A 23,846-nucleotide genomic window follows, 5' to 3' on the forward strand; every position below is an offset into this window, starting at 1 on the left:
GCCGTCATACCGCCGCGCAAGAATGCCAAGCCGTGGAAGCCATCGACTGCAGGGGCTATCGCTCGGAACGAGGCGCTGCGCGCTTCGAAATACCTTGGCCGCGCCATCTGGAGAAAATGGAGCGGATACCACCGACGAAGCCGCGCCGAGACGAAGATGCATTGCGTGAAGCTGCTGGGGCAGAGCCTCATGGCGCGCGACTTCGATCGTCAGGTCGCCGAACTTCAGATCCGCGCCGCCGTGCTCAACGGCTACACCGCGCTCGGCATACCCGTCACAGAGCCTGTGGGATAATTGCGTCCGGGGAAAGGGGAACTCCGGACGTTACCGACTTTGCGCAACAAAGCCCCCAGAAAGCCTCAATGTCCCTTTGTCTCAAAGCACGCTGCAATACTAATGCCTGACAAGTGAAGTCCTTGTACGAAGCTCGCCTCTCAGCAAGAATCTGAGATTCTCGCTCTAGTCTACGCTGCCAAGCGTACACAATCGTAGCTATTACCAGTGCTACAACAGGAGCAAGAACGTACAGCCAAGGGCTCACAGAATTCTCCTTTTATGGATTTTTCAAACCACTTACCTACTCAACCCACCATGCAGCGTCGGCACATCCAGCGATGCAAACCCGTAATGCCGCAGCCACCGCAAATCGGAATCAAAGAACGCCCGCAAATCCGGGATGCCGTATTTCAGCATCGCGATCCGGTCGATCCCCATGCCGAATGCAAAGCCCTGCCATTCACTCGGGTCCACACCCGCCGCCGAAAGCACCTTGGGATGGACCATGCCGGACCCCAGTACCTCTAGCCAGCCGTCGCCCTCGCCGATCTTCAACTGACCGTTGTCCCACGAGCACTGGATATCCACCTCTGCCGACGGTTCGGTAAAGGGGAAGTGCGAGGCGCGGAAGCGGGTCTTGATGCCGTCGATCTCAAAGAAGGCGGAAAAGAACTCTTCCAGCACCCATTTCAGGTTCGCCATCGAGATGTGCTTGTCGATGGCCAGCCCTTCGACCTGATGGAACATCGGGGTGTGGGTCTGGTCATAGTCGGCGCGGTAGACGCGGCCCGGCGCGATGATCCGGCAGGGCGCACCATGTTTCTCCATATGCCGGATCTGCACCGGCGAGGTATGGGTGCGCAGCACATGCGGCGGGCGATTGTCGCCCTCGGCGCGGTGCATGTAGAACGTGTCCATCTCGGCCCGTGCCGGGTGGTGCGACGGGATGTTCAGCGCGTCGAAGTTGTACCAGTCGCTGTCGATCTGCGGCCCCTCGGCGACGGCAAAGCCCATGTCGGCAAAAATGGCAGAGACTTCGTCCATGACCTGACTGACCGGGTGGATCGTGCCACGGCGTTGCGCGCGCACAGGCAGGGTCACATCCAGCCATTCGGTCCGCAGGCGTTCATCCAGCGCCACATCCGCCAGCGCGGTCTTCTTGGCCGCCAGGGCCGAGTTGATTTCATCCTTGAGCCGGTTCAGCGCGGGGCCGGCCACTTGCCGTTCTTCCGGGCTCATCTTGCCCAGTTCACGCATCTTGAGGCTGATTTCGCCCTTCTTGCCCACGGCGGCGACGCGCAGGTCCTCCAGCGCGCTTTCGTCGCCTGCTTCGGCAATCAGATTGATGTACTTGTCGCGCAGATCGTCCATGTCACGTCCCTCAGGCTTGCCCGCGTGGGGTTAGCCTTGCCCCGCCCGCTTTGCAACCGTTTGATGCCGCGCGCGGAGTGTCAGGCCCCGGCGCGCGCCCGCACGTCGGCCAGCAGGCGCATCACCTCGGCATCCTCGATCTTCATCTCGTCCAGATGAATGGCCAGGTTTTCGATATAGGCAAGGCTGGTGCCAAGGAACCCGGAGCCAGAGGCAATCATTCCGACCTGTTGGTCGTGCGTCAGATCCGACTGTATCTGCGGCGCATCATGGTTGGCCGTGAAGGCCAGTGCTTCCACCTCTCCATCTGCGGTTTCGGCGCGCAAAAATTCGGCATGATAGGCCGAGCCGATACGCTCGCGCGCCCATAGGCTGTAGGTCTCCGCCTCCAGATCCTCTGCCGCCAGCCGAAAGACCAGCCCGTGACAGCCATCCCCGCTGTCCAGCGCCGCCATCAGGCCCGGATTTTCCCTCGTCCCGCGCCCACCGTTGGTATCGCAAAGAATGAACCGCCGCGCGACGCCGGGTGCCCAGGCGCGGCGCACCTCGGCGAAACGGACCGCCGGATCCCACATCAAGGATCCATAGCCAAAGACCCAGAGATCGCGGTCCATGCGCCCCGCCATGACCCGTGCGCGTTCAGCCTCACGCGTGGCATCCGGGCTGATCCAGTCCGTATCCAGCCCCCTTTCCCGAAGCATTGCGCGTACCTTGTCAGGTTTGAAATCTGCAAAGAACGATTTGGCCAGCGGTGTGATCAACGGGCGCAGGTTCGGGTGATGCCGAAACGGGTCTTCGTGGGTCAAGGCGTGTGTCCTTTCCGCAGACATCCCCAAACAGAACAGTCCGCGTCCCAAATGAAAAGCGGCGATCTTCGGAACGGACATACACCAGACGAGAAAGGCCCGGACGCGAACGCCCGGGCCTTTCAAATTGTCCGAAAGGTGACTGCGGCTTATGCCGGCAGCGCGCCTTTGGCCTGATCGACGATCGCGGCAAACGCGGCGGGCTCATGCACGGCCAGATCGGCCAGAACCTTGCGGTCCACTTCGATCCCGGCCAGCGTCAGACCGTTGATGAAGCGCGAATATGTCAGCGATTCGTCATGGGCGCGCACAGCGGCGTTGATCCGCTGGATCCACAGGGCGCGGAAGTTGCGCTTGCGGTTCTTGCGGTCGCGGGTCTTGTACTGGTTGGCCTTGTCGACGGCCTGCGCTGCCACCTTGAAGGTGTTCTTGCGGCGGCCGTAATAGCCTTTCGCCTGGTCAATGACCTTCTTGTGACGCGCGTGGGTGACGGTTCCGCCTTTGGTACGGGGCATCTCTCAGTCTCCTCTCAGCGGTCGTAAGGCATGAACTGCTTGACGATCTTGGCGTCAGGCTTGCTCATGGTTGTGGTGCCGCGCGCGTCGCGGATGAACTTTTTGGTGCGCTTGATCATACCGTGGCGCTTGCCGGCCTGCGCCGTCAGCACCTTGCCGGTCGCTGTCACCTTGAAGCGCTTTTTGGCGCTCGATTTTGTCTTCATCTTGGGCATTTCGATCTCCGTTCTTTAGCGCGACTCGGCATGCCTCTAATGGCCGGACGCGCGGTTGGAGCGAGCCGTATAGGACGACCAATCCCGATTGACAATAGCAGACTGCGGCACTGGCCCGGCCCGCCGGTTCACTTGAACCGGCCAAGATCTCAGCGTTGTGGCAATCCGCTTTGCACCATATCCGCGTCGGCACGGTCCAGAGCATCCAGCCGGACGTCCGGGGCATAACCGGCAAGCGGCGTTCCGATCAAAACCCGGTCGGTGGGACTATCGCAAACGACCCCGCCAACCCCTGGCGCATCACCAATCACGGTCACACAGGCAGAAACAGCGCGCTCTGCGCGGTCGACAACCGGAAAGTCCACATCTATCACGCAGCCAAAGCGCAGATTTTCAGCCCGGTAGGCGCTGACAGCGGAATAGCGTTCGGTCACACCTGTGTTGCCCTGCCCGACCAGATGGCGCTGCACCAGCTCGACGGGATCGCCCCCCAAATCGGTCCGAAACGTCTCAAAGTCAGCCGTCGCGATCACATGCGACCATCCCATTCGATCACGGACACCGAAATTGCACATGTTCCAGACATAGGCGTTGGACATTTCCTCGGGCCATTGCAGGTTGCCGACGTCGATATTCCAATCCTGTGCTTCGCCAGTTTTCGCGACATGGAACATATCGGTATAGGGCGTCGTCAGGAGGTGATTGACGACCTCCACCGGAATCCAGTTGTCCCCGGTCCGGGCGTCGGTCTTTTGCCCAAGGGTCGTGACCATGCCAGCCGCCTGCAACGCAAGGTCAAAGGCGCGGGACACGGTGCTCCCCTTGTAGTCGGCCTCGGGGTCCAGCGGCAGGCTGGGCGCGTGGATCCCGATCCGGCCGCCGGGCGAGACACCCCGCGAGATGAATTTGCCGGCCCCGACAAAGCGCGTCCCCATGAAATACACGATCGAGCAAGAGCTCTCGCAGCTTGCGCCATCATCGACATGCGTGCCTGTGCCCGTGTCATGCACGAGGGTCGCCATGTCGATCGCAGCCCTCAGCGAACCGCCAGGGCTATCCAGGCACAACACGACCTCGTCCTTGGCGTCCAACCCCGAAAGAGCCCGCTCCAGTTTTTCCTCGTCACCGGCCTCGATGACACCGGACAACACGATATCGCAAAGACCCGCACTTTCGCTGGTGATGTTCGCGGCGGAAACAGCGCCCGGCACCCCAATGATCACGGCTGCCATCAAACGTTTTGCAGAAAAACCGGCCATGATCTCTGTTCGCCCTTTTCTGCTCACCCCGTCCCGCTCGTCCCGCCAACGAGAGAGCGTACAACATCACCCCATAGCAGACCCGGTGTCCCGGAACGGCTGTGGCGCGAGAGGCATCCTAACCTGACGATTGCAATGTTCAACAGCCCGACATTCGGGAGGTCAGTTCAAGATCTGACCGATCACCCCGTAAAAGACGTCCGGCAGGTCAGCCCAGGAATAGGCCCCCTTTGCCCTGCTCAACGTCCAGAGGATCAACCCGCCGCCGCCAAACAGCAAGAGCGCGCCAATGCGCGGCGCGCGCTTGTCCGCCCATGCTGACAGGATCGCCGGAAGGGACAAGACCACCAGCCCCATACCGGCCACAAGCATCACATCCGGTTGCATCATGCGCCCCTTCCGAGGCTGAACCTATTCCGGATCGGTCGAGTAGATCAAACGCTCGTTGCAGGGGGCCACGCGCAGAATGTTCGTGCTGCCCGGCTGGTTGAACGGCACCCCCGCTGTGAGCACGATCTGATCGTTCTCGTCGGCGTACCCTTCAGCGCGCGCGGCGCGGGCGGCGTTGACCACCGCCTGCTTGAATCGCTCCAACTCTCCGGTCATCACGCATTGCGTGCCCCATGTCAGCGACAGCCGACGCGCCGCCCCCCGCATCGGGGTCATCGCGATGATCGGCACGCGGGGACGTTCCCGCGCCACCAGCGCCGCAGTCGTTCCCGAAGAGGTAAAGCAGCAGATCGCCTTGACGTCCGTTGTCTCGGCAATCTCACGCGCGGCGGCCACGATCCCGTCTGCCACCGACTTGCGCTCGGCAGAGCGCGAGGCCTCGATCACTTCACGGTAGGTCGGGTCGCTTTCGACCGACACCGCCACGTTGTTCATCGTCTGAACCGCTTCGATCGGGTACTGACCGGCCGCAGATTCCGCCGACAGCATGATGGCATCCGCGCCTTCATAGATCGCACCAGAGACGTCCGACACCTCGGCCCGCGTCGGCATCGGCGATTCGATCATCGATTCCAGCATCTGGGTGGCCACGATCACCGGCTTGGCCGCGGCGCGACACTTGCGCACCAGACGTTTCTGGATCGGCGGCACGGCTTGCACCGGCAGTTCCACGCCCAGATCGCCCCGCGCCACCATGATACCGTCGGAGACAGCAAGGATCTCATCGAAGCATTCGACAGCCGAGGGCTTTTCGATTTTCGAGATGATTGCCGCACGGCCCCAGACCAGTCGGCGCGCCTCTTCCACGTCCTCGACGCGCTGCACAAAAGACAACGCCAGCCAGTCGATGCCCAGCGCGCAGGCGAATTCCAGATCGCGCCGGTCCTTTTCGGACAGCGCTGCCAGCGGCAGCACCACATCGGGCACGTTCACGCCCTTGCGGTTGGAAATCGTGCCGCCGGCCTCGACCGTGCAATTGGCGTGATCCTTGCCACAGTCCGTGACCCGCAGGCGGATCTTGCCGTCATTGACCAGCAGACGCGCGCCACCATTCAAGGCGGCAAAAATCTCGGGGTGCGGCAGCTGCACACGGTTCTGATCGCCCGGTGTCGGATCCAGATCGAGGCGGAACTTCTGCCCCCACTCCAGTTCCTCGGACCCATTGGCAAATTCACCCACGCGCAGTTTCGGCCCCTGAAGGTCCGCCAGAATGCCGATCGGGCTGTCCAGGTCCTTTTCGACCTGCCGGATCATCCCGTGGCGTTCCTCGATTTCCTCATGGGTGCCGTGGCTCATGTTCAGGCGAAACACATCCGCCCCGGCCTCGTGCAACGCCCGGATCATCTCGTAGGTGTTGGAGGCGGGCCCCAGTGTGGCCACGATCTTGACGTTGCGGTTGCGTTTCATCTCAGTCTCCCCTGCCCTGTGGGCTGTGGCGGCGGCGCGGCATCCCTATGGGAATAAGGCGCATGCAGTTGCGGCGTTAACGCTAACACCGTCGACGTTATCTCGTATTTCCCTTCGCCACGCAACTGACATATGTGTAGCGGGCCAGCAATGATGAGATCATGACATATTCCCCCTCCCAGATCATAGGCGAAAGCCGCCCGAGCCGATTTCTGATCACCTGTGACCACGCCGCGAACACGGTGCCGCCCGATCTGGGTGGCTCACTGGGCCTTCCGGTGTCCGACATGGCGCGCCATATCGCCTATGATGTGGGCGCTGCCGGGGTATCCTTGGAACTAGGCGCCCTGTTGGACGCCCCGGTTGTGTTGTCCAATTTCTCTCGGCTGGTGATCGACCCGAACCGGGGCGAGGACGATCCGACCTTGTTAATGAAGCTGTATGACGGCTCTGTCATTCCGGGCAACCGATACGCCGATGCTGCCGAAAAGACGCGGCGACTCGCAGCCTACTACCGTCCCTACGACGCGGATCTGGCCCGGATGGTGGCGCGGCGCGAGGACGTCGCCATCGTCGCGATCCATTCGTTCACGCCGCAACTGCATGGCCGCCCGGCGCGGCCTTGGGACGTGGGCGTTCTGCATGCGGGTTGGGATTCGCGGCTGTCCGACCCGCTTATCGACCTGCTTGAGGCGGAGCCCGATCTGGTGGTGGGACGGAATGAGCCCTACCCCGGCCATCTGCCGGGCGACGCAATTGACAGGCATGCCCTGCGGGCCGGGCGGCACAATACGTTGATCGAGGTCCGCAACGATCTGATAGAGGACGAGATGGGCCAGAGACATTGGGCGGCGCGTCTCGCGCCGCTGCTGGAACAGGCGCTGGCCACGGCACAAGACTGACAAGGAGACACGGGATGGACGACCAGACACGCATCGAGATCGAAGCTGCCGCCTTTCGTCGGCTGCGCAAGCATCTGATGGAAGACCGCGCAGACGTGCAGAATATCGACCTGATGAATCTTGGCGGATTCTGCCGCAATTGCCTCAGCCGCTGGTATATGGAGGCAGCAAACGAAAAGGGCATCGAGATGGGCAAGGAAGAGGCCCGCGAAATCTACTATGGCATGCCCTATTCCGAGTGGAAATCGCAGTTCCAAACAGAGACCGGGGCGGACAAGCAGGCCGACTTTGCCAAGGCGTTCAAGGAGAACGTAACCGACAAGGAATAAACGGCTGTCCACGCGTGGACAGCCTTGGGGCTACGCAAAATCAATGGGTTACAGAGACGTTTTTACAGTTTGTTCACATGTCGATGCGGGTTTGACCATGTGACGCTGATTTTTGACGTGTCTGTTGCCCGCCTTGAATCGCCTGCTCAAAGGTAGCCAAAACGCGCCCCGAAACAGCAGCCCTGTTGGCCGGGTGGTCGGGCAAAACCGTGCCGGCGCAATCTGGCCCGATCTGGCCCGATCTGGCCCGGTCTGGCCCGGTCTGGCCGTTGCAGGCACATAAAAACCGCCCCGAGGGGCGGCCTGTCTGGTGTGCTAAAGAATTGTGGTCAGAGATCGTTTCAGCGAAACACTTCTGTTCTCGGGGCGTTCCGGTCCATGGTCCGCCTGATGCCCAGGAGTTTGGTGCCAAAGTCCCCAGTTGCGGGCTTGTCAGAACTCAAACTCTCGCGGCTCGCCCAAGACCTCGATCGCCGGGTTTTCAATGGCCTCCGGCAAAAGCGCTTCGGATATCAGGATCGTCTCCAGATGCAGGGTGTTGGCCAAACGAACCATGCGGATCTTTGACAGATCAGGGACGTTGCATGTCTTTATCGCCAGCTTTACCGCGTCGAGATCCGTTTCCATCGTGACAGGGATGCGGGCATTGCCGAGAACCGTGGACGTGATGCAATTGGCGTAAGTCGCCGCAACATCGATCTTTTCAAACAGTCGCCGCGTACAGATATCGGCCAGCCCGATACCAGTGGCGTTTCCGGCACTGTTGTCCGTCAGGTCAAGCACCGCCATCCTGGTCACTTCCTGCGACAACGTGAGATACGGTGTCCCCGCGCGGCCGGTGATGTTGGGGTCCATGCCCGTGCCTGAAAACTCTTTGCCCATTTGGTCAACGATGAGCACATCCAGCGGCCGGAACAGAATGCGCGGCATGCGCGTTCGAGCCTCGGCCAGCAGTTCTGGCTCGCGCTCCATGATCTGTTCACCGGGAATGGCCTCGATCATGCAGGCTTTGTCGTAAGAGTTCTCAACCATCGCCAACCCAAACAGAAACGGGGTATGGGCAAGTTTGTAGATACTCATGTCGTGGACGTTCTGCGCCATCCTGCCGAACCCCTCGGCATGGCAGCTTTCGGCCCCGCGCTGTTTGCCCAGCCCGATGGTCAGCATCTTGGCAAGACCACTTTCGATACCACCGCTAAAGCTGGTATGAGGTTTCACCCGGTTTATCACGATGATGCCATCAGCCTGCATCGCGTGCTTGTCCATGTAGATCGGCAAGCCGCTGGGCAGATGCCCCAATTCGACCGTGTCCATCGAAGATTTGATAGGGCAGCCCGCGCTTTGTTCGGTCACACCAAGGTGCGCCAAGAGATCGGCCTGCCCTTCGGCTGTGGCGCCGCCGTGGCTGCCCATGGCGGGCACGATGAACGGCTTGGCGCCCAGCCGTTTCAGTTCCTGGATCGTGGTGGCGACGATCGTCGGCAGGTCTGAAAGACCCCGGCTGCCGACGCCAACCGCCACGGACATGTCCGGCACGATACGCGACGCGATTTCCGGGCGTTCAAACTGATCGCGCACCGCCTGTGCGACATCCGCGACAGCATCATCGGCAAACACCTGACGCACGGGCACCATGCGAGGCAGGTCAACACCTATCAGAAAATCGTCGATAACGCTCATGGCACAGTCCTCGTGGTCGAAGGTTTCGGAAAGCCGTTTAGCTGAAACGTGACTTCCACATTTCGATGTAGCGGTTCTTGGCCGGGGCAAGATGCTCTCTGCAGGTTTGCACCAGCTTTTCACGGTCGCCGTCCCTGCACGCCTTGATCATTGCCGAATGCGCATCAGCCGCCCAGCGCAGCGCCTCTTTTTCGGTGGTAAAGATCGACCGGTAAGAGTGGCTCTTTTGCGCAAAGATGTTGATTGCCTCGACCAGCGCATCGTTGCCGCAGTGGCCAAACAGCTCCTTGTGGAACGCAATGTTGGCTTGAAAGATCTCGCGCTTGTTTTCCTCGTCGATCCCGCGAGAGTGCCGGATCTGGATGTCTTCAAGCCGTTTCAGCGCGTCCTCATCCAATGGCAACGGGATCAGCTGGGCCGCCTGCGATTCCAGCTGCTCACGCACCATGTTGATGTCGTTGACCTCCTTGGGGCTGTACAGGCGCACCACCGCGCCGCGATTGCGGATACGTTCGACAAGGCCAAGGCGTTCAAGTTGCAGAATGGCCTGCCGAGCGATGTAGCGTTTCACCCCGAACCGCTCGGCAATTTCCTCTTCGACCAATCGTTCGCGCGGATGCAGATGGCCAAAGACGATATCCTCTTCCAGCTTTTGGGTGATATCGCGGACCAAGTCCTCGGCGCTCAGATTGTTTGCCAGTTCTGATTTACTCACCCTGTGCACATCTTTCCGTTTGACTTCGGTGCCGGTTGCGCGCCCTGCCCGGACGGTCGAATCGGGCCCGGACGCGGTTACTTTTATCCGTTATCGTTACCAGCTTCGACTGAGCCGCGCATCCTGCGGAACAGTCCGGCAATCAAACCGGGAAGCGGCGTGGCCTGAAGGACAGACAAGAAGGCGATGCCCAGAAGCACGGCGGAGATCGGGCTTTGCAGGAAGATCATGTAGTCGCCCCGACCGATCAAAAGGCTTTGCTCGAGGCTGGTGTCCAGCACCGGGCCCAGGATCAGGCCGATCACCAGCGGCGGTGTCGGGATCTTGCATTGGTCCAGAACGAACCCCAGCAAACCGAACCCAAGCATCAGCCAGATCTCGAAGACCGAGTTGTTGATCGCATAGGCGCCAATGATGGACAGCACGACAATGACCGGACCGACGACCCGGTTCGGAATCTTGGTGACGGACACGCAGGCCCGTGTGAACAGCATGCCGACGACGAACAGGGCGATATTCGCAAACAGAACGGCCCAGAGCAGCGTATATGTGACGTCTCCGTATTCCGTCATCAGGGTCGGCCCCGGCAGGATGCCATGCACCATCAGCCCCCCCATCAGAACCGCCGTCGCGGACGATCCGGGGATGCCCAGCGAGATGGTGGGGATCAGCGCGCCGCCGACAACCGCGTTGTTCGCGGCTTCGGGCGCGACGATACCGGGTGCATGCCCCGTACCAAACGCGGCCTTGTTGCGCGAGAACCGCTTGGCCTCGTTGTAGGCGAACCACGAGGCCGTGTCGCCGCCGGTGCCGGGGATAAGGCCGGTAAAGACACCGATCACCGCCGACCGGATGCTATTGGGCAGCATTTCGATGAACTGGCGCGCGGTCGGCAACATGCGGTCCCGCACGTTTGAGATGCGCCCCGCCTGATCCGCGTTGCCGCCGATCATGAGACGTATGGCCTGCGGGATGGAGAACAGACCGATCAAGGCGACCGTGAATTCCACGCCGCTGAACAGGTTGAGGTTGCCAAAGGTATAGCGGGGCGTGCCGGTGGTCGGGTCCATCCCGATCATCGCGATCAACAGGCCAAGCGCTCCGGACAGCAACCCCAGAACTGCCGACCCTTGCGACAACGATCCGATGATCGTGATACCAAGCACGGCAATGGCAAAAATCTCTATCGGGCCGAAATTGAGCACCAGCTTGCCCAGAAGCGGCGCGACCGTCAGCAGAACAATCGAGGAAATCACGCCGCCGATCAACGAGGCGGTCAGCGAGTATCCCAGCGCCTTGCCAGCGTGCCCTGCCTGCGCCATCGGGTAGCCGTCGATCACCGTCGCCGCCGCCGCAGGCGTGCCGGGTGTGCGCAACAAGATGGCCGCGATCGACCCACCGTACATCGCCGACAGATACAGCGACGCCAGCATGGCCAGACCTGTCGCCGGTTCGAACTGGAAGGTCAGTGGCAACAGCAACGCGATGGCCATTGTCGCGGACAGGCCGGGCATTGCGCCCACGAACATGCCAATCATCGTCCCCGCAAGGATCGCCAGGATGTTGATCGGCTCCATCACATTGATCAGCCCGATCTTCAGGAAAGAGTCAGTCACGTCAGATTCCATTCATGTCGTTACGCGCCGGGAAGGATCGGCAGTGGCAGACCAAGAAAGTAGATAAACACCGCCCATATGCAGACCGTCACAGCGACGGCGCTTAGCCCCATCGCCACCGCCCCCATTGGCCGCAGGGCAAAAAACGATATCAACAAAAAGGAAAGCGTCGAGATGAGATAGCCCAGCACCTGGATAGAGGCGGCGTAGGCAAGGCTCAGAGCAACAAACCCCACACCGATGGCGATGGCCTTGCCGTCAATGGTGGGCAGAATGCGCAGCGTGCCGGCGCTTGCCTGGCGGCGCCACTTCAACAGCTCTGCGCCGATCCCGAACACGGCAAGCAAGACCACCGTATTGGCAACAAGGGTTGGCAGTCGCGCCGCGGCCCTTGGGTAGTCTTGCGCGATATTGCGGAAGAACAGCGCAAAGGCGATGGCCGCGACAGCAACAAGGATGCGTCCCATCAGATACTCCAAATGTGAAAGGGCGGTCGTATGAACGGGCACGGCGACCCCGAGGGGCCGCCGCATCCTGTCCTTTCGGTTCAGTTGGACTGAACGTCAGCTTTCACTTCGTTCCAGACATCGGTGAACACCTTTTCCTGATCCTGCAGGAACTTGGTGTAGTCGTCACCGCCGATGAAATCGATGTTCATCGCCTGTGCGGCAGCAGCCGCCTGGAACTCGGGGTTTTCGGTCACACGGCGCAGGCCATCAACCAGTTGCTGGCGCGCCTCGGCCGGAAAACCCGCCGGTGCGCTGTAGCCGCGCGACGACCCTGCCGCCACGTCATAGCCCAGCTCTTTGGCCGTCGGCACGTCCGGCAGCTCCTTCAGACGCTCGTTGGAGAAAACGACCAGGGCGCGCAGGTTGCCCGCCTTGATCTGCGGATAGGTGATGCCGACGTTGTTGAAGCTGGCGTCGATCTGGCCACCCATGGCGGCGGTCCAGGACGGGCCGTCCCCCTGAAAGGGAACCTTTTGGAACTTGACGTCAGCGGCACGCTCAAACGCAACCGTGGTAAAGAAGTCGTCGCCGCCAATGCCGGAGTTCCCGACAGTCACGCCGCCCGGATCTGCGGTGGCCGCAGCCATCAGATCAGCGAAGGTCTGGTAGGGGCTGTCGGCTGCGACAACCGCAATGCCCGGATCTGTCACGATATTCGCGAGCGGCGTCAGCTCTGTGATATTGTAAGAGATCGTGTCGTTCATGATGTAGTTGGTCATCAACATCGGCGTGTTGGTGATGCTGATGGTCTTGCCGTCGGGTTTTACCTGCTTTGCCAACTGCGTCCATGCAATCGCGCCCGTGGCGCCCGGCATGTAGCGGTTCACAAAAGACACCCCCAGCTCTTCGGCAAGGAAGGGCTGCACCAGCTGCGCCAGAGCGTCCGATCCGCCACCAGCCTTAAAGCCCATCAGCACGGTAATGTCGTCTGACGCGGTGTACCCCTGGGCCGACACCGGCGCGGCCAAACCGCCACTCATCAAAAGTGCGACAGCGGCCGTTGTGACTAGTTTTCTCATGATTGAACCTCCCTTTTTCAACTCTCCGGGCACCCTAGGAAGACCCTTCAATTTTGTCAAACAAATTGTTGACAATTTCTTTGACGACTGATTGAAGCCTATATAAAGACGCAGAACCAAAGATTTAGAGCAACCGGAGGGCTTCCCATGGGCAAAAATGACAACGCCAACACAGGCATGCGCAAGGGGCTGACAAGCTACGGCGACGCCGGATTCTCTCTGTTCCTGCGCAAAGCGTTCATCAAGGGCATGGGCTTTACCGACAGCGCGCTGGACCGCCCGATCATCGGCATCATCGACACCGGCAGCGACTACAACGCCTGCCACGGAAACATGAGCGATCTGATCGACGCGACAAAGCGCGGGATCATGCTGGCCGGGGGTCTGCCCATCGCCTTTCCGACGATTTCCATCCACGAATCCTTTTCGCATCCGACCAGCATGTACCTGCGCAACCTGATGGCGATGGACACAGAGGAAATGATCCGCGCCCAACCGATGGATGCGGTTGTGATGATTGGCGGATGTGACAAGACCGTCCCGGCGCAGCTCATGGGGGCGGCCTCGGCGAATTTGCCGGCCATCCAGTTGGTGACGGGCCCGATGCGGACCGGCAGCCACCGGGGAGAAAAGGTCGGCGCATGTACCGATTGCCGCCGGTTCTGGGGCCGCTACCGCGCCGGTGAGATCGACGATCAGGAAATCGCCGAGGTCAACGACAAGCTGGTTCCCGGCACGGGCACATGCGGTGTGATGGGCACGGCGTCGACTATGGCGCTAGTTACCGAAGCCTTGGGCATGATGGCCCCCGGCGGCGCGACGCCGCCCGCCGTTTCCGCAGATCGCCGCCGCATCGCCGAACGGTCCGGTGAGCTGGCCGTGCAAATGGCCGCCTCGGACCTGACCCCCGACAAGATCATGACCGAAAAGGCGTTTGAAAATGCGCTGTCGGTCCTTCTTGCGATTGGCGGTTCGACAAACGGCATTATCCACCTCACCGCTGTTGCAGGCCGTATGGGAATCAAGATCGACCTTGATCGCTTCAACGAGATGGGCCGCAATGTGCCGGTTATCGTCGACCTCAAGCCATCCGGCACGCAATACATGGAAGATCTGCATGATGCGGGCGGGCTGGTCACGGTATTGCGCGAGATTCGCGACCACCTGCATCTGGACTGCACAACCGTCACCGGTCGCACCCTGGGCGAAGAAATCGACGACGCTCCGGCCCGGTTTACCCAGAACGTCGTATCCGACAACAAGTCCCCGCTCTATGCCGAAGGCAGCATGGCCGTGCTGCGCGGCAACCTTGCCCCGCGTGGCGCCATCATCAAGCAATCCGCCGCCAGCCCTGATCTGATGGTCCACCGGGGCCGCGCCGTGGTTTTCAAATCCATCGAGGATCTGACCCTGCGTGTCGATCAGGATGATCTTGACGTGACCAAGGACGATGTCCTGGTGTTGCAGAACGCCGGTCCCAAGGGTGCGCCCGGCATGCCAGAGGCCGGTTACATGCCGATCCCCAAGAAACTTGCCGCGGCGGGGGTCAAGGACATGGTGCGCATTTCCGATGCACGGATGAGCGGCACTGCCAGCGGGACAATCGTGCTGCATGTCACGCCGGAATCCGCCAGCGGTGGGCCGCTGGCACTGGTGCGCGACGGGGACGAAATCGAACTGAACGTGCCCGACCGTTCGATCACGCTGCATGTGTCAGACGAGGTTCTGGACAAACGGCGGCAGGAGCTTGTTCTGCCCGTCCATGCCAATTCGGACCGCGGCTATCGCAAGCTGTTCCTTGAGACCGTGACCGAGGCCGATCTTGGCTGCGACTTTGATTTCCTGATGGCGCAACCCGCCGATACAACGGCTGACGAGCGGTGACACGCGTTCCTGTCGAAACGCTATTGCGCTTCGCATCGGCCCAGTTGGGTGATGCGGGCCTGTCGGTCGCGCATGCCAGGATTGTCGCGGAAACGCTGGTCGAGGGCGATCTGCTGGGCCATGCCACCCATGGCACGGCCCTACTGCCCCGCTATCTGGCCGAGATTGCCAGCGGCGACATGGCACGCGACGGCCAGCCACAGATCACCCGCACCGCCGGATCGGTCGCGGAACATTGGGACGGGCGCTGGTTGCCCGGCCCGGTCCTTGTGCGCAAGGCAATCGACAGCGCCTCGCACACGGCCCGGCGGCAGGGACTTGGTGCCGTTGCCATCGCCAAAAGCCATCACATCGCCTGTCTTGCCGCCTATCTGGAGGCGGTGACCCAACAGGATCTTGCGGTGATCATTGCGTCATCGTCACCGTCCAATCGGCAGGTCGCCCCATATGGGGCGGTGGGGGGCGTCTATTCCCCCAACCCGATCGCCGCCGGTTGGCCGACCCGGACGCAGCCTGTGATGCTCGATATTTCCATGTCGATCGCGACAAGCGGGCTTGTCTCCGCCATGGCGGCACAGGGGCGCGATCTGCCGGGGGAGTGGCTGGTCAATCAGGCTGGACGGGCGTCCAGCGATCCTGCAACGCTGGAGGCGGGCGGCGCGCTGCTGCCTGCGGGCGGGCTGGATCACGGCCACAAGGGATTCGGCCTTGGCCTGCTGGTCGAGATGCTGACCACGGGACTGGCCGGGCACGGGCGCGTCGAACAAACGGATCGTTGGGGGGCGTCGGTTTTTGTGCTTATCCTTGATCCGGCGCATTTCGGCGGCCTTAGACCGTTCAGCGCACAGGCCTCATGGCTCGCCGATGCATGCCGTGCGGCCCCCGTGCCGGACGGGGCGCCTGCTGTCCGGTTGCCGGGCGAACGGGGACTGAAACGAAAACAAGAACAGCTACGCCATGGCATCGACCTGGCCCCGGACCTGCATGCGACATTGCAGGCACTTGGATTGCAAACGGAGGAGAACCCGCAATGACGACAGCGACACAGGAAAAGGTGCGGGTCGGCCCCGCCATCCGCCTGCACCCCGACGACAATGTTGTCATCGCGTACCGTGAGATTGCGCCGCGCACCACGATCCCCGGTGAAAACGTCACCACAAACACCCCCGTGCCCGCCGGATACAAGATCGCGACCCGCGCCATCACCAAGGGTGAGCCGATCCGCAAATACAACGTGACCATCGGCTTTGCCGCCAAGGACATCAGCCCCGGCTCGATGCTGCACAGCCACAATATCGAGTTCCGCGAATTTGACCGCGACCCGCGCCACGCCAGCGAATACCAGCCCATCGTGCCCGTCCCCGAAGAGGACCGGGCCGTGTTTCAGGGCATCGTCCGCCCCGATGGCCGCGTCGCCACCCGGAACTATGTCGGCATCTTGTCGTCGGTGAACTGTTCCGCCACCGTCATCCGCAAGATCGCCGAGCATTTCACGCCCGAAGTTCTGGCAGACTATCCCAATATCGACGGCGTTGTGGCCTTTGCCCACGGGCTTGGCTGCGGGATGGAGATGTCCGGCGAACCGATGGACCTGTTGCGCCGCACCATCGGAGGCTATGCCACACACGCAAACCTTGCCGGGGCGATCATCATCGGTCTGGGCTGTGAGCGGAACCAGATCCCTGCCCTGATGAAGCACAACGCGCTGTCACAAGGGCCGCGCCTGCTGAACCTCATCATGCAAGAGACCGGCGGCACCCGCAAAACCATCGAGGCCGGCATCGCCGCCGTCAAGGAGATGTTGCCCGATGCCAACCGCGTCACCCGGCAACCGGTCCCGGCCAGCCACCTGAAAGTCGGCCTGCAATGCGGCGGATCGGACGGGTTTTCGTCGATCACGGCCAACCCCGCCTTGGGGCACGCGGTGTCGATCCTCGCGCGGCATGGCGGCACCGGCATCCTGTCCGAAACACCGGAGATCTACGGCGTGGAACACACGCTGACGCGCCGGGCGCAATCGGTCGAAGTGGGCGAAAAGCTGATGGAACGCATCCGCTGGTGGAAAGACGAATACTCGCCCGGCCGGGACGTCCAGATCAACGGAACGGTCAGCCCCGGCAACCAGATGGGCGGGTTGGCGAATATCTTTGAAAAATCGCTTGGCTCCTCCATGAAGGGCGGCACCGGCCCCTTGATGGAAGTCTACAAATACGCCGAGCAAGTCACCCAAAGCGGGCTGGTGTTCATGGACACCCCCGGTTTTGACCCGGTGTCGGCGACGGGCCAGATTGCCGGCGGCGCAAACCTGATCTGTTTCACCACCGGGCGCGGGTCGATGTTCGGGGCCAAACCTGTACCGTCGATCAAGATCGCAACCAACACCCCGATGTATGACCGCCTGACCGAGGACATGGACCTGAACGCCGGCGTCATTCTGGATGGCGATGCAACGCTCGAGGAGATGGGAGAGCGCATTTTCCAGAAGATGCTGGAAACCGCGTCGGGGACACAGACAAAAAGCGAAGAGCTGGGCCTTGGCGACCATGAGTTTGTCCCGTGGAGCATCGGGATCATGAGCTAACATTATTGTCGCGCGCGCCCGGTGTCAGCGCGGGCGCGCGTGTTCCAAAAAACGAACCGCCTGCCGTTAAGGTCGTTCGTCGCAAAGATCAGCTTGGGAGGGCACAATGACCGGACATATCCATATCGACGCCATCGGGGGCCTGTCCGGTGACATGTTCGCCAGTGCAATGCTGTCGACCCAGCCCGACCTGCGGGGGCCATTGCTGGACGATTTGCGCGATGCCGGACTGCTGGACCTCGTCACCCCCCAGATCACCGACATCCGCAAAGGCGGCTTTGGCGCGGTGCAGGTCGATTTCTCTGTCGCAACCGATGCCCCGCCGACCAATCACTGGCGTGACATCCGCGCGCAGCTGGAAAGTTCCGCGCTTGGCGATGCGGTGAAACGAACCGCCATCGACATATTCGAAGGACTGGCCGTGGCAGAGGCGCTGTGCCACGACATCCCTGTCGAAAAGGTGCATTTCCACGAAGTGGCCGATTGGGATTCGCAGGCCGACATCGTCGCGGCCGCCTCTCTGATCGTCAATTCGACCGTCGATAGCTGGTCCTGTTCCACCCTACCACTGGGGCGCGGTCGGGTGAAAACCCAGCACGGGCTTATCCCGATCCCCGCCCCGGCAACGGCCCATCTGTTGACCGGGTTCCAGTTCACCGACGACGGCGTCGAAGGAGAGCGGATAACTCCCACGGGGGCTGCCATCCTCCGGCATCTGGCGCCAACCCAAAACGGCCCCCCCAGCGGTGCCACGCTGATTGGCGCGGGCGCGGGTGCCGGGCAGCGGGATCTGCCGGGCATCCCGAACATTTGCCGCCTGCTGCGGTTCGATCTGGTGTCCGCCGCCGTGGACATGATCGGCAGCATCGCCTTTGAGATCGACGATATGACACCGGAGGAAATCGCGGTCTCGCTGGATCACATCCGCGCCCATCCCGGCGTGCTGGATGCGGACTACACCATGGGCTACGGCAAGAAATCGCGGGTGCGCTACCGTGTGGTGGTGCAAACCCAACCCGCGCTGCTGGACGATGTGGCCGCGCTGTGCCTCAGTGAAACCAGTACCATCGGGTTGCGCGTCGAACCGCTGCGCCGCCATGTCTTGCGGCGGCAAGGCAATCAGTCAGGGACGTTGCGCACAAAGACCGTCGCCCGTCCCGGTGGCGCCACCACCAAGGTCGAAAGCGATGACCTGAGGGACATCGCAACGCTGGCCGCCCGCCGCAAGGCCGCATTGGAGGCCGTTGATGACTGACATGGACGCCCGCCTTGCCGCCGCCCTACCGTCCCAGGGGCTGACCGTCGCTGTCAGTGGCGGCGTCGACAGTCTGACGCTGGCCACCTTTGCCGGGCGGCTATCGCCGATCACGGTCGCCCATGCCGTCTCTCCCGCCGTCCCCGCCGAGGCGACAGAGCGGGTGCAGGACATGGCCCAGACCGAAGGCTGGCGGCTGATTGTCCTCAATGCGCGCGAATTTGACGATCCGGCCTATCTGAAAAACCCAGTCAACCGTTGCTACTTTTGCAAGTCAAACCTCTATACGCGCATCCGCGAAGAGGTGTCCGGCGTGATCGCAGCGGGGACAAACACCGACGACCTGGGAGAGTTTCGCCCCGGCCTGACCGCCGCCGCCGAACAGGGCGTGATCCACCCCTATGTGGAGGCCGGCATCGGCAAGTCCGATTTGCGGGCGCTGGCCGCCCGATTGGGGCTGGGGTCGGTGGCGCAGTTGCCTGCGCAACCTTGTCTGGCCAGCCGTGTCGAAACCGGCATCGCGATCCAGTCCAAGGATCTTGCCTTTGTGCATGAGATCGAGGCGCTGATCCGTCAACAGGCCCCGGCCCAGGACGTGCGTTGCCGCATCACCCATGACGGTGTGCGGCTGGAAACCAGTGGAGAGATCCCCTTGCCGCTCTTGTCCACGATCCAGATGCGCTGCCATGAGGACGGGCGGCCGTTTGCGGGGGTGTCCCCCTACCGTCGCGGCAGCGCATTCATTGGCGGAGCATGACGTGATCGGAACCCATACCGTGTTCGACTGGGACCGTGCCGACCGCACCGGCATCCCCGAGGTCGTTCTGGCCCACTCCAAAAGCGCGCAACAGCTGGTGGACATCTTTCAGGCGCATGTCGCGCGCGAACAGCCCTTGTTGCTGACGCGCCTGACGGATGACCACATGGCCGCGTTGCAGGACAGCCCGCTAGAGATTGATGCCACGGCGCGGGTCGCGTCCTATGCCGCGCCAGACGTGCCACTCGCCGCCCACAAGATCGGCATCGTCACGGCGGGCACCTCTGACCTGCCCGTCGCGCTGGAGGCGTATCACACGGCGCGGTTTCTGGGCCTTGATCCGCAGCTATTCATGGACATCGGCGTCGCGGGCCTGTGGCGTCTGCAAGAGCGTCTGGACGAATTGCGCAGGTTCCCCCTGCTGATCGCCGTCGCGGGAATGGAGGGGGCGCTGTTTTCGGTGCTTGCGGGGCTGGTCGCGTGCCCGGTCATTGCGGTGCCCACATCCGTCGGCTACGGCGTCGCCGAAGGCGGCAAGGCCGCGCTGACCTCGGCGCTGGGCAGTTGCGCGCCCGGCATCGTGACCGTGAACATCGACAACGGCTTCGGCGCTGCCGCCGCCGCGCGCAAATTCCTGCCCCGCGCCACGCCGACCGCTACAGGCTGACGCTGGCGCGGTCCTGCCCCGCCGTCTGGCGCACCGCCGCCATGACAGTTTCGACCAGCGCCGCGCGGGGTGAACTGCGCGGCCAGACCAACCCGATTTCGCGGAACGGCGCCGGGTCAGGTAGCAAAACGGCGCGTATCATGGTCCCCGCCGGTCTTGGCCCGGCCCAGTCCGGCACGATCGACACCCCCAGCCCGCGCCCGACCAGAACCGCAATCGCGTCCAGCGCGTCCAGTTCATAACGCACGTCCGGTTCAATCCTGATCCGGTCCAGCCAGGCCTGCGGCAGCCGCCCGCCCCACTGCCGACGATCATACCGAATATAGGGCCGATCCCCGAGGATGGCGGCGACATCATTGCGTGTCTCATCGCGTGGGACGATCAGGACAAACGACTCATGTCGCCACGTTTCGAACTCCAACGACTTTGGCAGATCAAAGGCGGGGCGGATGATCGCCGCCGCGTCCAGATGCCCCGCAACGACCCTTTCATACAGGTCGGCAGATGTCCCCGGTTCCAGAAACACCCGCACCTCTGGATGGGTGCGCGACAGCGACACCAATGTATCGGGCAGAACCCCGGTCAAGGCTGTCGAGATGGCACCGACCTTTAGACTGCCTGCAATATCCGCGCCCGTCACCGCGGCGCGCAATTTGCGATACTCGGACAGCAAGCCCTCAGCCCGCGCAAGGACCGCGTAGCCTGCCGAAGTTGGCTGCACCGTCCGCCCGGACCGTGTCACCAGTGGCGCGCCGATTTCGCTCTCCAGCGCGCGTATCCGCTGTGCCACGGCGGTCGAGGTCACATTCAGCTTCTTCGCCGCCCCGGCCAATGATCCAGTTTCCGACACTGCCACCAGAGTTTCCAGATTCCGCGTTTCCAAACCAAACAATTCCTTCACTTAGAACCATCTATAATGAATTTTTTATTCTGCCTCCAGCGCGCTACTCCCTGTTTCAACGCAAAACCGGGGAGACGATGCATGGATCTTGGACTGACAGACAAAACCGCTCTTGTTCTGGGCGCGGGCGGCGGCCTAGGCAGCAAGATTGCCGAAGGACTGGCCCGCGAAGGTGCCAAAGTCGCTGTGGCCGATCTGGACAGCGCGGCGGCGCAGGCGACCGTGGACGCGATCACAAACGCCGGTGGCACCGCCATTGCGGTGACCTGGGATCTGGCGGACCTGTCTGTGGTCGATCCCAATGTGACGACGATCGAACAGGCGCTTGGCTCTGTCGATGTGCTTGTCTCGATCACCGGCGGCCCGCCTCCCGGCGGTGTTGTCGGCCATGCGCCCGACGTCTGGCGCAAATTTTTCGACAGCATGGCGCTGTCGGTCTTTGCGATCACCGACCGGGTTCTGCCGGGCATGAAGGACCGCCAATGGGGCCGCATCATCACCTCGACATCGTCGGGTGTGATTTCGCCCATCCCCAACCTTGGCCTGTCGAACGCGCTGCGCAGCACGCTTGTCGGGTGGTCCAAAACCCTGGCGGGCGAAGTCGGCAAAGACGGCATCACCGCAAACATCGTCCTGCCGGGTCGCGTCGCGACCAAGCGGATCACCTTTCTGGATGAGAAAAAGGCCGAGCGCGAAGGCCGCAGCGTTGACGACGTCCGCGCCGAAAGCCTCGCCGCTATCCCGCTGGGCCGCTACGGCGACCCCGAGGAATACGCCGACATGGTCTGTTTCCTTGCCAGCACCCGCGCCTCTTACGTCACCGGCAGCATGATCCGGATTGACGGCGGCTATGTCTCGAACGTGTGATTGGACCCCAAATGCCCCTTACCGCAGATAGCAGGAAAACGCTGGAAAGCGTCACAACCGCAACCCTCACCACGATCCTTCTGAAAAAGGGTCTGCGCAATGTCTGGATTCGCGGCGCAATGCCCCTGCGCCCCGGACAGACCCGCATCGTGGGTGAGGCATTTACCATGCGCTTTGTCCCTGCGCGTGAGGATCTGGCCACTCCCGCCTCATGGGCGAGCCCCATATCGACACGCGCGGCCATCGAAGAGATGCCGGACGGCTGCATCGCCGTCATCGACGCCATGGGCATCACCGATGCCGGTGTCTTTGGCGATATCCTCTGCGCCCGTATGCGGGAAAAGAACGCCGCCGCATTGATCACCGATGGCGTGATCCGCGATCTTGGCGGGGTTCTCGACACCGGCCTGCCGATCTGGTGCCGCGGTGCGGCGGCCCCGCCCTCTGTTGCCGGGCTGACCTTTGTCGGGTGGAATGAAACGGTGGGCTGCGGTGGCGTTGCCGTGCTGGCGGGGGACGTGATCGTCGCCGACAGCGATGGCGCGGTTGTTATCCCGATTGCTCTGCTGGACGAGGTGGTGGCAGAGGCACCGGGCCAGGAAAAGATGGAAGGCTGGATCATCGATGAGGTCGCACGGGGCGAAAAGCTGCCCGGCCTTTACCCGATGAACGACGCCACCAAGGCCCGCTACCAGCAATGGCTTGCATCGGACGCAGGCAAGGCGTGACAGTCGGGGCTGGCGTTTCCTGCGCCAGCCTCAAGGAAAGTGACGTCCTGCGGCACCTGTTCGGCTCGCCCGTGATCGCCAGACCATGCGCATGCCTGCCGTGGCATTCAGACTGGCGGCTTTAGCCGCGAGTTGCATGTCACGGTAGTGGACATTGGCTGTGATTTGTACGCTGACCGGGCTGACCGGGCTGACCAAACGGGCCGACAGGGATAGTTCGATCTGAAAGCGGCTCGCGGTGCAATGATTACTCCCCGCACCAGTCGGCCTGCGGCACGGCAAGCAACTGATCGCGGAACCACTGTCCGGCGCGGCCCAGAGCACGGCGCTCGGTCCAGATGACGTCGATCCCCTTGTGCGCGTCGCTCTGCTGGAAGGCGCAGGCCATGCGCATCAGTGACCCCTCTGCCAGGTGGTGGCTGACTGAGGGAAGTGGCAGCTCCGCCCAGCCAAGGCCGCGCATGACGAGGGCGGCGATCATCTCCGGGCTCTCGGCGTGCCAGATCGTCGGGCTCTTGATCTCCTCGGTCAGGTCGTCGGGCCGATGATACTGGCTGTGCAGGATGATCTGCCGATATTGGCGAAGGTCGGCATAGCCGGGATTGAGGCACCCAGCCAACGGATGCTCCGGGGCGCACACCGGCACGATGGTTGAATGACCCACTCCGCGAAACTGGAAGCCGCTCGGATAACTTTCCTGCTCGATCATCAGCCCAAGGTCGGCGCGGCCTTCCTTCAGCAGCGCTCCGGTGTCGGCAGGACCGGTGCTGAAGATCTCTACTGAGACGGTCGGGAAGATGGTAAGCGCTCCGTTGATACCGCAGCTTATGCGGCCTGATTTTCCGATGCGGAAGTCGGCAGCCAATTCCAAGGCAGCAATTCATCCAGCCGGTTAATCATGTGATCATGGATGCGGTTGAGAATGTCAGCGAGGTAGGCTTGTGGGTCTAGGCCGTTCAGCTTGGCGGTTTCGATGATGGTCATAGCGCGGGCCAAGGTTTCGGCACCTGTGTCTGCCCCTGCAAATAACCAATTCTTCCGCCCTATGCCGATGGGACGCAGGGCACGTTCGGCAGGGTTGTTGTCGATGGCCACACGCCCGTCGGACAGGAACAGGCTGAAAGCGACCCGACGGCT

General features: G+C 62.1%; 26 protein-coding genes. 11 read left to right on the forward strand and 15 right to left on the reverse strand.

Features of this window, described 5'->3' with window-relative positions:
- A partial coding sequence (locus CHB90_RS21935; RefSeq protein ID WP_141135810.1) for a transposase occupies window positions 1-294 on the forward strand: 294 nt, incomplete at its 5' end.
- Window positions 295-573: 279 nt separating this feature from the next.
- Here the strand turns inward: CHB90_RS21935 and pheS are convergent.
- From pheS to pyk, 7 genes are all read right to left on the reverse strand, one after another.
- Entirely contained in the window at window positions 574-1,647 is a 1,074-nt protein-coding gene (gene pheS, locus CHB90_RS21940; protein WP_089279943.1) for a phenylalanine--tRNA ligase subunit alpha, read from the reverse strand.
- A gap of 80 nt (window positions 1,648-1,727) precedes the next feature.
- Window positions 1,728-2,453, reverse strand: a complete 726-nt coding sequence (locus CHB90_RS21945; RefSeq protein WP_170941153.1) for a gamma-glutamylcyclotransferase — start codon at window positions 2,451-2,453, stop codon at window positions 1,728-1,730.
- 149 nt (window positions 2,454-2,602) lie between these two features.
- The gene (gene rplT, locus CHB90_RS21950) at window positions 2,603-2,968 is read right to left on the reverse strand and encodes a 50S ribosomal protein L20 (protein WP_089279945.1); all 366 of its coding nucleotides are present in this window, start codon (window positions 2,966-2,968) and stop codon (window positions 2,603-2,605) included.
- 14 nt (window positions 2,969-2,982) lie between these two features.
- Entirely contained in the window at window positions 2,983-3,183 is a 201-nt protein-coding gene (rpmI, locus tag CHB90_RS21955; RefSeq protein ID WP_089279946.1) for a 50S ribosomal protein L35, read from the reverse strand.
- A 149-nt stretch (window positions 3,184-3,332) separates the two neighbouring features.
- A complete protein-coding gene (locus tag CHB90_RS21960) occupies window positions 3,333-4,415 on the reverse strand; it encodes a hypothetical protein (protein WP_141135948.1) in 1,083 nt (360 codons plus the stop codon).
- A 189-nt stretch (window positions 4,416-4,604) separates the two neighbouring features.
- Window positions 4,605-4,832, reverse strand: coding sequence for a hypothetical protein (locus CHB90_RS21965; protein WP_245823335.1), 228 nt, complete (start codon window positions 4,830-4,832; stop codon window positions 4,605-4,607).
- A 21-nt stretch (window positions 4,833-4,853) separates the two neighbouring features.
- Window positions 4,854-6,299, reverse strand: a complete 1,446-nt coding sequence (gene pyk, locus CHB90_RS21970; RefSeq protein WP_089279949.1) for a pyruvate kinase — start codon at window positions 6,297-6,299, stop codon at window positions 4,854-4,856.
- 161 nt (window positions 6,300-6,460) lie between these two features.
- Here pyk and CHB90_RS21975 point away from each other — a divergent pair, with 161 nt between their 5' ends.
- Complete coding sequence (locus tag CHB90_RS21975; RefSeq protein ID WP_089279950.1) at window positions 6,461-7,201, forward strand: N-formylglutamate amidohydrolase; 741 nt, start codon at window positions 6,461-6,463, stop codon at window positions 7,199-7,201.
- Window positions 7,202-7,215: 14 nt separating this feature from the next.
- Window positions 7,216-7,530 (forward strand): DUF1244 domain-containing protein, encoded by a 315-nt coding sequence (locus CHB90_RS21980; RefSeq protein ID WP_089279951.1) that lies wholly within the window; start codon window positions 7,216-7,218, stop codon window positions 7,528-7,530.
- Between the two features lie 432 nt (window positions 7,531-7,962).
- Here CHB90_RS21980 and CHB90_RS21985 read toward each other — a convergent pair whose 3' ends face one another.
- The 5 genes from CHB90_RS21985 to CHB90_RS22005 form a co-directional block, all read right to left on the reverse strand.
- Complete coding sequence (locus CHB90_RS21985) at window positions 7,963-9,210, reverse strand: nickel pincer cofactor-dependent isomerase, group 22 (RefSeq protein WP_089279952.1); 1,248 nt, start codon at window positions 9,208-9,210, stop codon at window positions 7,963-7,965.
- Between the two features lie 37 nt (window positions 9,211-9,247).
- Window positions 9,248-9,925, reverse strand: coding sequence for a GntR family transcriptional regulator (locus tag CHB90_RS21990; protein WP_212591635.1), 678 nt, complete (start codon window positions 9,923-9,925; stop codon window positions 9,248-9,250).
- A gap of 83 nt (window positions 9,926-10,008) precedes the next feature.
- A complete protein-coding gene (locus CHB90_RS21995; protein ID WP_089279964.1) occupies window positions 10,009-11,541 on the reverse strand; it encodes a tripartite tricarboxylate transporter permease in 1,533 nt (510 codons plus the stop codon).
- Window positions 11,542-11,561: 20 nt separating this feature from the next.
- The gene (locus tag CHB90_RS22000) at window positions 11,562-12,008 is read right to left on the reverse strand and encodes a tripartite tricarboxylate transporter TctB family protein (protein ID WP_170941154.1); all 447 of its coding nucleotides are present in this window, start codon (window positions 12,006-12,008) and stop codon (window positions 11,562-11,564) included.
- Between the two features lie 80 nt (window positions 12,009-12,088).
- Window positions 12,089-13,069, reverse strand: coding sequence for a Bug family tripartite tricarboxylate transporter substrate binding protein (locus CHB90_RS22005; protein WP_089279955.1), 981 nt, complete (start codon window positions 13,067-13,069; stop codon window positions 12,089-12,091).
- Between the two features lie 147 nt (window positions 13,070-13,216).
- Between CHB90_RS22005 and CHB90_RS22010 the strand changes: the two genes are divergently transcribed.
- The 6 genes from CHB90_RS22010 to larB all read left to right on the forward strand — a co-directional run bounded on the left by CHB90_RS22010 (window position 13,217) and on the right by larB (window position 20,213).
- Window positions 13,217-14,953: an IlvD/Edd family dehydratase gene (locus CHB90_RS22010; protein ID WP_089279956.1), complete on the forward strand. Its 1,737-nt coding sequence runs from the start codon at window positions 13,217-13,219 to the stop codon at window positions 14,951-14,953.
- The gene (locus tag CHB90_RS22015; protein ID WP_089279957.1) at window positions 14,950-15,987 is read left to right on the forward strand and encodes an Ldh family oxidoreductase; all 1,038 of its coding nucleotides are present in this window, start codon (window positions 14,950-14,952) and stop codon (window positions 15,985-15,987) included. Before CHB90_RS22010 ends, CHB90_RS22015 begins: the two co-directional genes overlap by 4 nt.
- On the forward strand, window positions 15,984-17,534 hold the full coding sequence (locus tag CHB90_RS22020) for a UxaA family hydrolase (protein ID WP_089279958.1): 1,551 nt from the start codon (window positions 15,984-15,986) through the stop codon (window positions 17,532-17,534). The genes CHB90_RS22015 and CHB90_RS22020 overlap by 4 nt, the downstream gene beginning before the upstream one ends.
- Before the next feature lie 106 nt (window positions 17,535-17,640).
- A complete protein-coding gene (larC, locus tag CHB90_RS22025; protein WP_089279959.1) occupies window positions 17,641-18,789 on the forward strand; it encodes a nickel pincer cofactor biosynthesis protein LarC in 1,149 nt (382 codons plus the stop codon).
- Window positions 18,782-19,546: an ATP-dependent sacrificial sulfur transferase LarE gene (gene larE, locus CHB90_RS22030; protein ID WP_212591636.1), complete on the forward strand. Its 765-nt coding sequence runs from the start codon at window positions 18,782-18,784 to the stop codon at window positions 19,544-19,546. The genes larC and larE overlap by 8 nt, the downstream gene beginning before the upstream one ends.
- A gap of 1 nt (window position 19,547) precedes the next feature.
- Window positions 19,548-20,213 carry a nickel pincer cofactor biosynthesis protein LarB gene (gene larB, locus CHB90_RS22035; RefSeq protein ID WP_245823336.1) on the forward strand — a complete coding sequence of 222 codons (666 nt, stop codon included), beginning with the start codon at window positions 19,548-19,550 and terminating at the stop codon, window positions 20,211-20,213.
- Here the strand turns inward: larB and CHB90_RS22040 are convergent.
- On the reverse strand, window positions 20,203-21,096 hold the full coding sequence (locus CHB90_RS22040) for a LysR family transcriptional regulator (protein WP_089279965.1): 894 nt from the start codon (window positions 21,094-21,096) through the stop codon (window positions 20,203-20,205). The two genes, larB and CHB90_RS22040, sit on opposite strands and share 11 nt — an antisense overlap.
- Before the next feature lie 99 nt (window positions 21,097-21,195).
- On the opposite strand from CHB90_RS22040, the gene CHB90_RS22045 reads away from it, so the two are divergent.
- Together CHB90_RS22045 and CHB90_RS22050 are read left to right on the forward strand one after the other, a co-directional pair.
- Window positions 21,196-21,981, forward strand: coding sequence for an SDR family oxidoreductase (locus CHB90_RS22045; RefSeq protein ID WP_089279962.1), 786 nt, complete (start codon window positions 21,196-21,198; stop codon window positions 21,979-21,981).
- Between the two features lie 11 nt (window positions 21,982-21,992).
- Window positions 21,993-22,709 carry a ribonuclease activity regulator RraA gene (locus tag CHB90_RS22050; protein ID WP_089279966.1) on the forward strand — a complete coding sequence of 239 codons (717 nt, stop codon included), beginning with the start codon at window positions 21,993-21,995 and terminating at the stop codon, window positions 22,707-22,709.
- 247 nt (window positions 22,710-22,956) lie between these two features.
- Here the strand turns inward: CHB90_RS22050 and CHB90_RS22055 are convergent, their stop codons facing one another.
- Both CHB90_RS22055 and CHB90_RS22060 read right to left on the reverse strand, forming a co-directional pair.
- The gene (locus CHB90_RS22055) at window positions 22,957-23,580 is read right to left on the reverse strand and encodes a substrate-binding domain-containing protein (protein WP_170941155.1); all 624 of its coding nucleotides are present in this window, start codon (window positions 23,578-23,580) and stop codon (window positions 22,957-22,959) included.
- Window positions 23,535-23,846 (reverse strand): transposase domain-containing protein (locus CHB90_RS22060; protein WP_141135949.1); only part of this gene is annotated, 312 nt, incomplete at its 5' end. The genes CHB90_RS22055 and CHB90_RS22060, both read right to left, overlap by 46 nt.

The organism is Antarctobacter heliothermus, from assembly GCF_900188425.1.
Lineage (GTDB): Bacteria > Pseudomonadota > Alphaproteobacteria > Rhodobacterales > Rhodobacteraceae > Antarctobacter > Antarctobacter heliothermus.

What these genes read in the sequence shown, in the direction of transcription:
- CHB90_RS21960 (WP_141135948.1), bottom strand. Translation starts at nt 4,415, where the DNA reads ATGGCAGCCGTGATCATTGGGGTGCCGGGCGCTGTTTCCGCCGCGAAC.
- rplT (WP_089279945.1), bottom strand. Translation starts at nt 2,968, where the DNA reads ATGCCCCGTACCAAAGGCGGAACCGTCACCCACGCGCGTCACAAGAAG.
- CHB90_RS21980 (WP_089279951.1), top strand. Translation starts at nt 7,216, where the DNA reads ATGGACGACCAGACACGCATCGAGATCGAAGCTGCCGCCTTTCGTCGG.
- CHB90_RS22000 (WP_170941154.1), bottom strand. Translation starts at nt 12,008, where the DNA reads ATGGGACGCATCCTTGTTGCTGTCGCGGCCATCGCCTTTGCGCTGTTC.
- CHB90_RS21975 (WP_089279950.1), top strand. Translation starts at nt 6,461, where the DNA reads ATGACATATTCCCCCTCCCAGATCATAGGCGAAAGCCGCCCGAGCCGA.
- CHB90_RS22050 (WP_089279966.1), top strand. Translation starts at nt 21,993, where the DNA reads ATGCCCCTTACCGCAGATAGCAGGAAAACGCTGGAAAGCGTCACAACC.
- CHB90_RS21985 (WP_089279952.1), bottom strand. Translation starts at nt 9,210, where the DNA reads ATGAGCGTTATCGACGATTTTCTGATAGGTGTTGACCTGCCTCGCATG.
- larC (WP_089279959.1), top strand. Translation starts at nt 17,641, where the DNA reads ATGACCGGACATATCCATATCGACGCCATCGGGGGCCTGTCCGGTGAC.
- CHB90_RS22020 (WP_089279958.1), top strand. Translation starts at nt 15,984, where the DNA reads ATGACGACAGCGACACAGGAAAAGGTGCGGGTCGGCCCCGCCATCCGC.
- CHB90_RS22010 (WP_089279956.1), top strand. Translation starts at nt 13,217, where the DNA reads ATGGGCAAAAATGACAACGCCAACACAGGCATGCGCAAGGGGCTGACA.
- pyk (WP_089279949.1), bottom strand. Translation starts at nt 6,299, where the DNA reads ATGAAACGCAACCGCAACGTCAAGATCGTGGCCACACTGGGGCCCGCC.
- CHB90_RS21965 (WP_245823335.1), bottom strand. Translation starts at nt 4,832, where the DNA reads ATGATGCAACCGGATGTGATGCTTGTGGCCGGTATGGGGCTGGTGGTC.
- larE (WP_212591636.1), top strand. Translation starts at nt 18,782, where the DNA reads ATGACTGACATGGACGCCCGCCTTGCCGCCGCCCTACCGTCCCAGGGG.
- rpmI (WP_089279946.1), bottom strand. Translation starts at nt 3,183, where the DNA reads ATGCCCAAGATGAAGACAAAATCGAGCGCCAAAAAGCGCTTCAAGGTG.
- CHB90_RS22045 (WP_089279962.1), top strand. Translation starts at nt 21,196, where the DNA reads ATGGATCTTGGACTGACAGACAAAACCGCTCTTGTTCTGGGCGCGGGC.
- pheS (WP_089279943.1), bottom strand. Translation starts at nt 1,647, where the DNA reads ATGGACGATCTGCGCGACAAGTACATCAATCTGATTGCCGAAGCAGGC.
- CHB90_RS22005 (WP_089279955.1), bottom strand. Translation starts at nt 13,069, where the DNA reads ATGAGAAAACTAGTCACAACGGCCGCTGTCGCACTTTTGATGAGTGGC.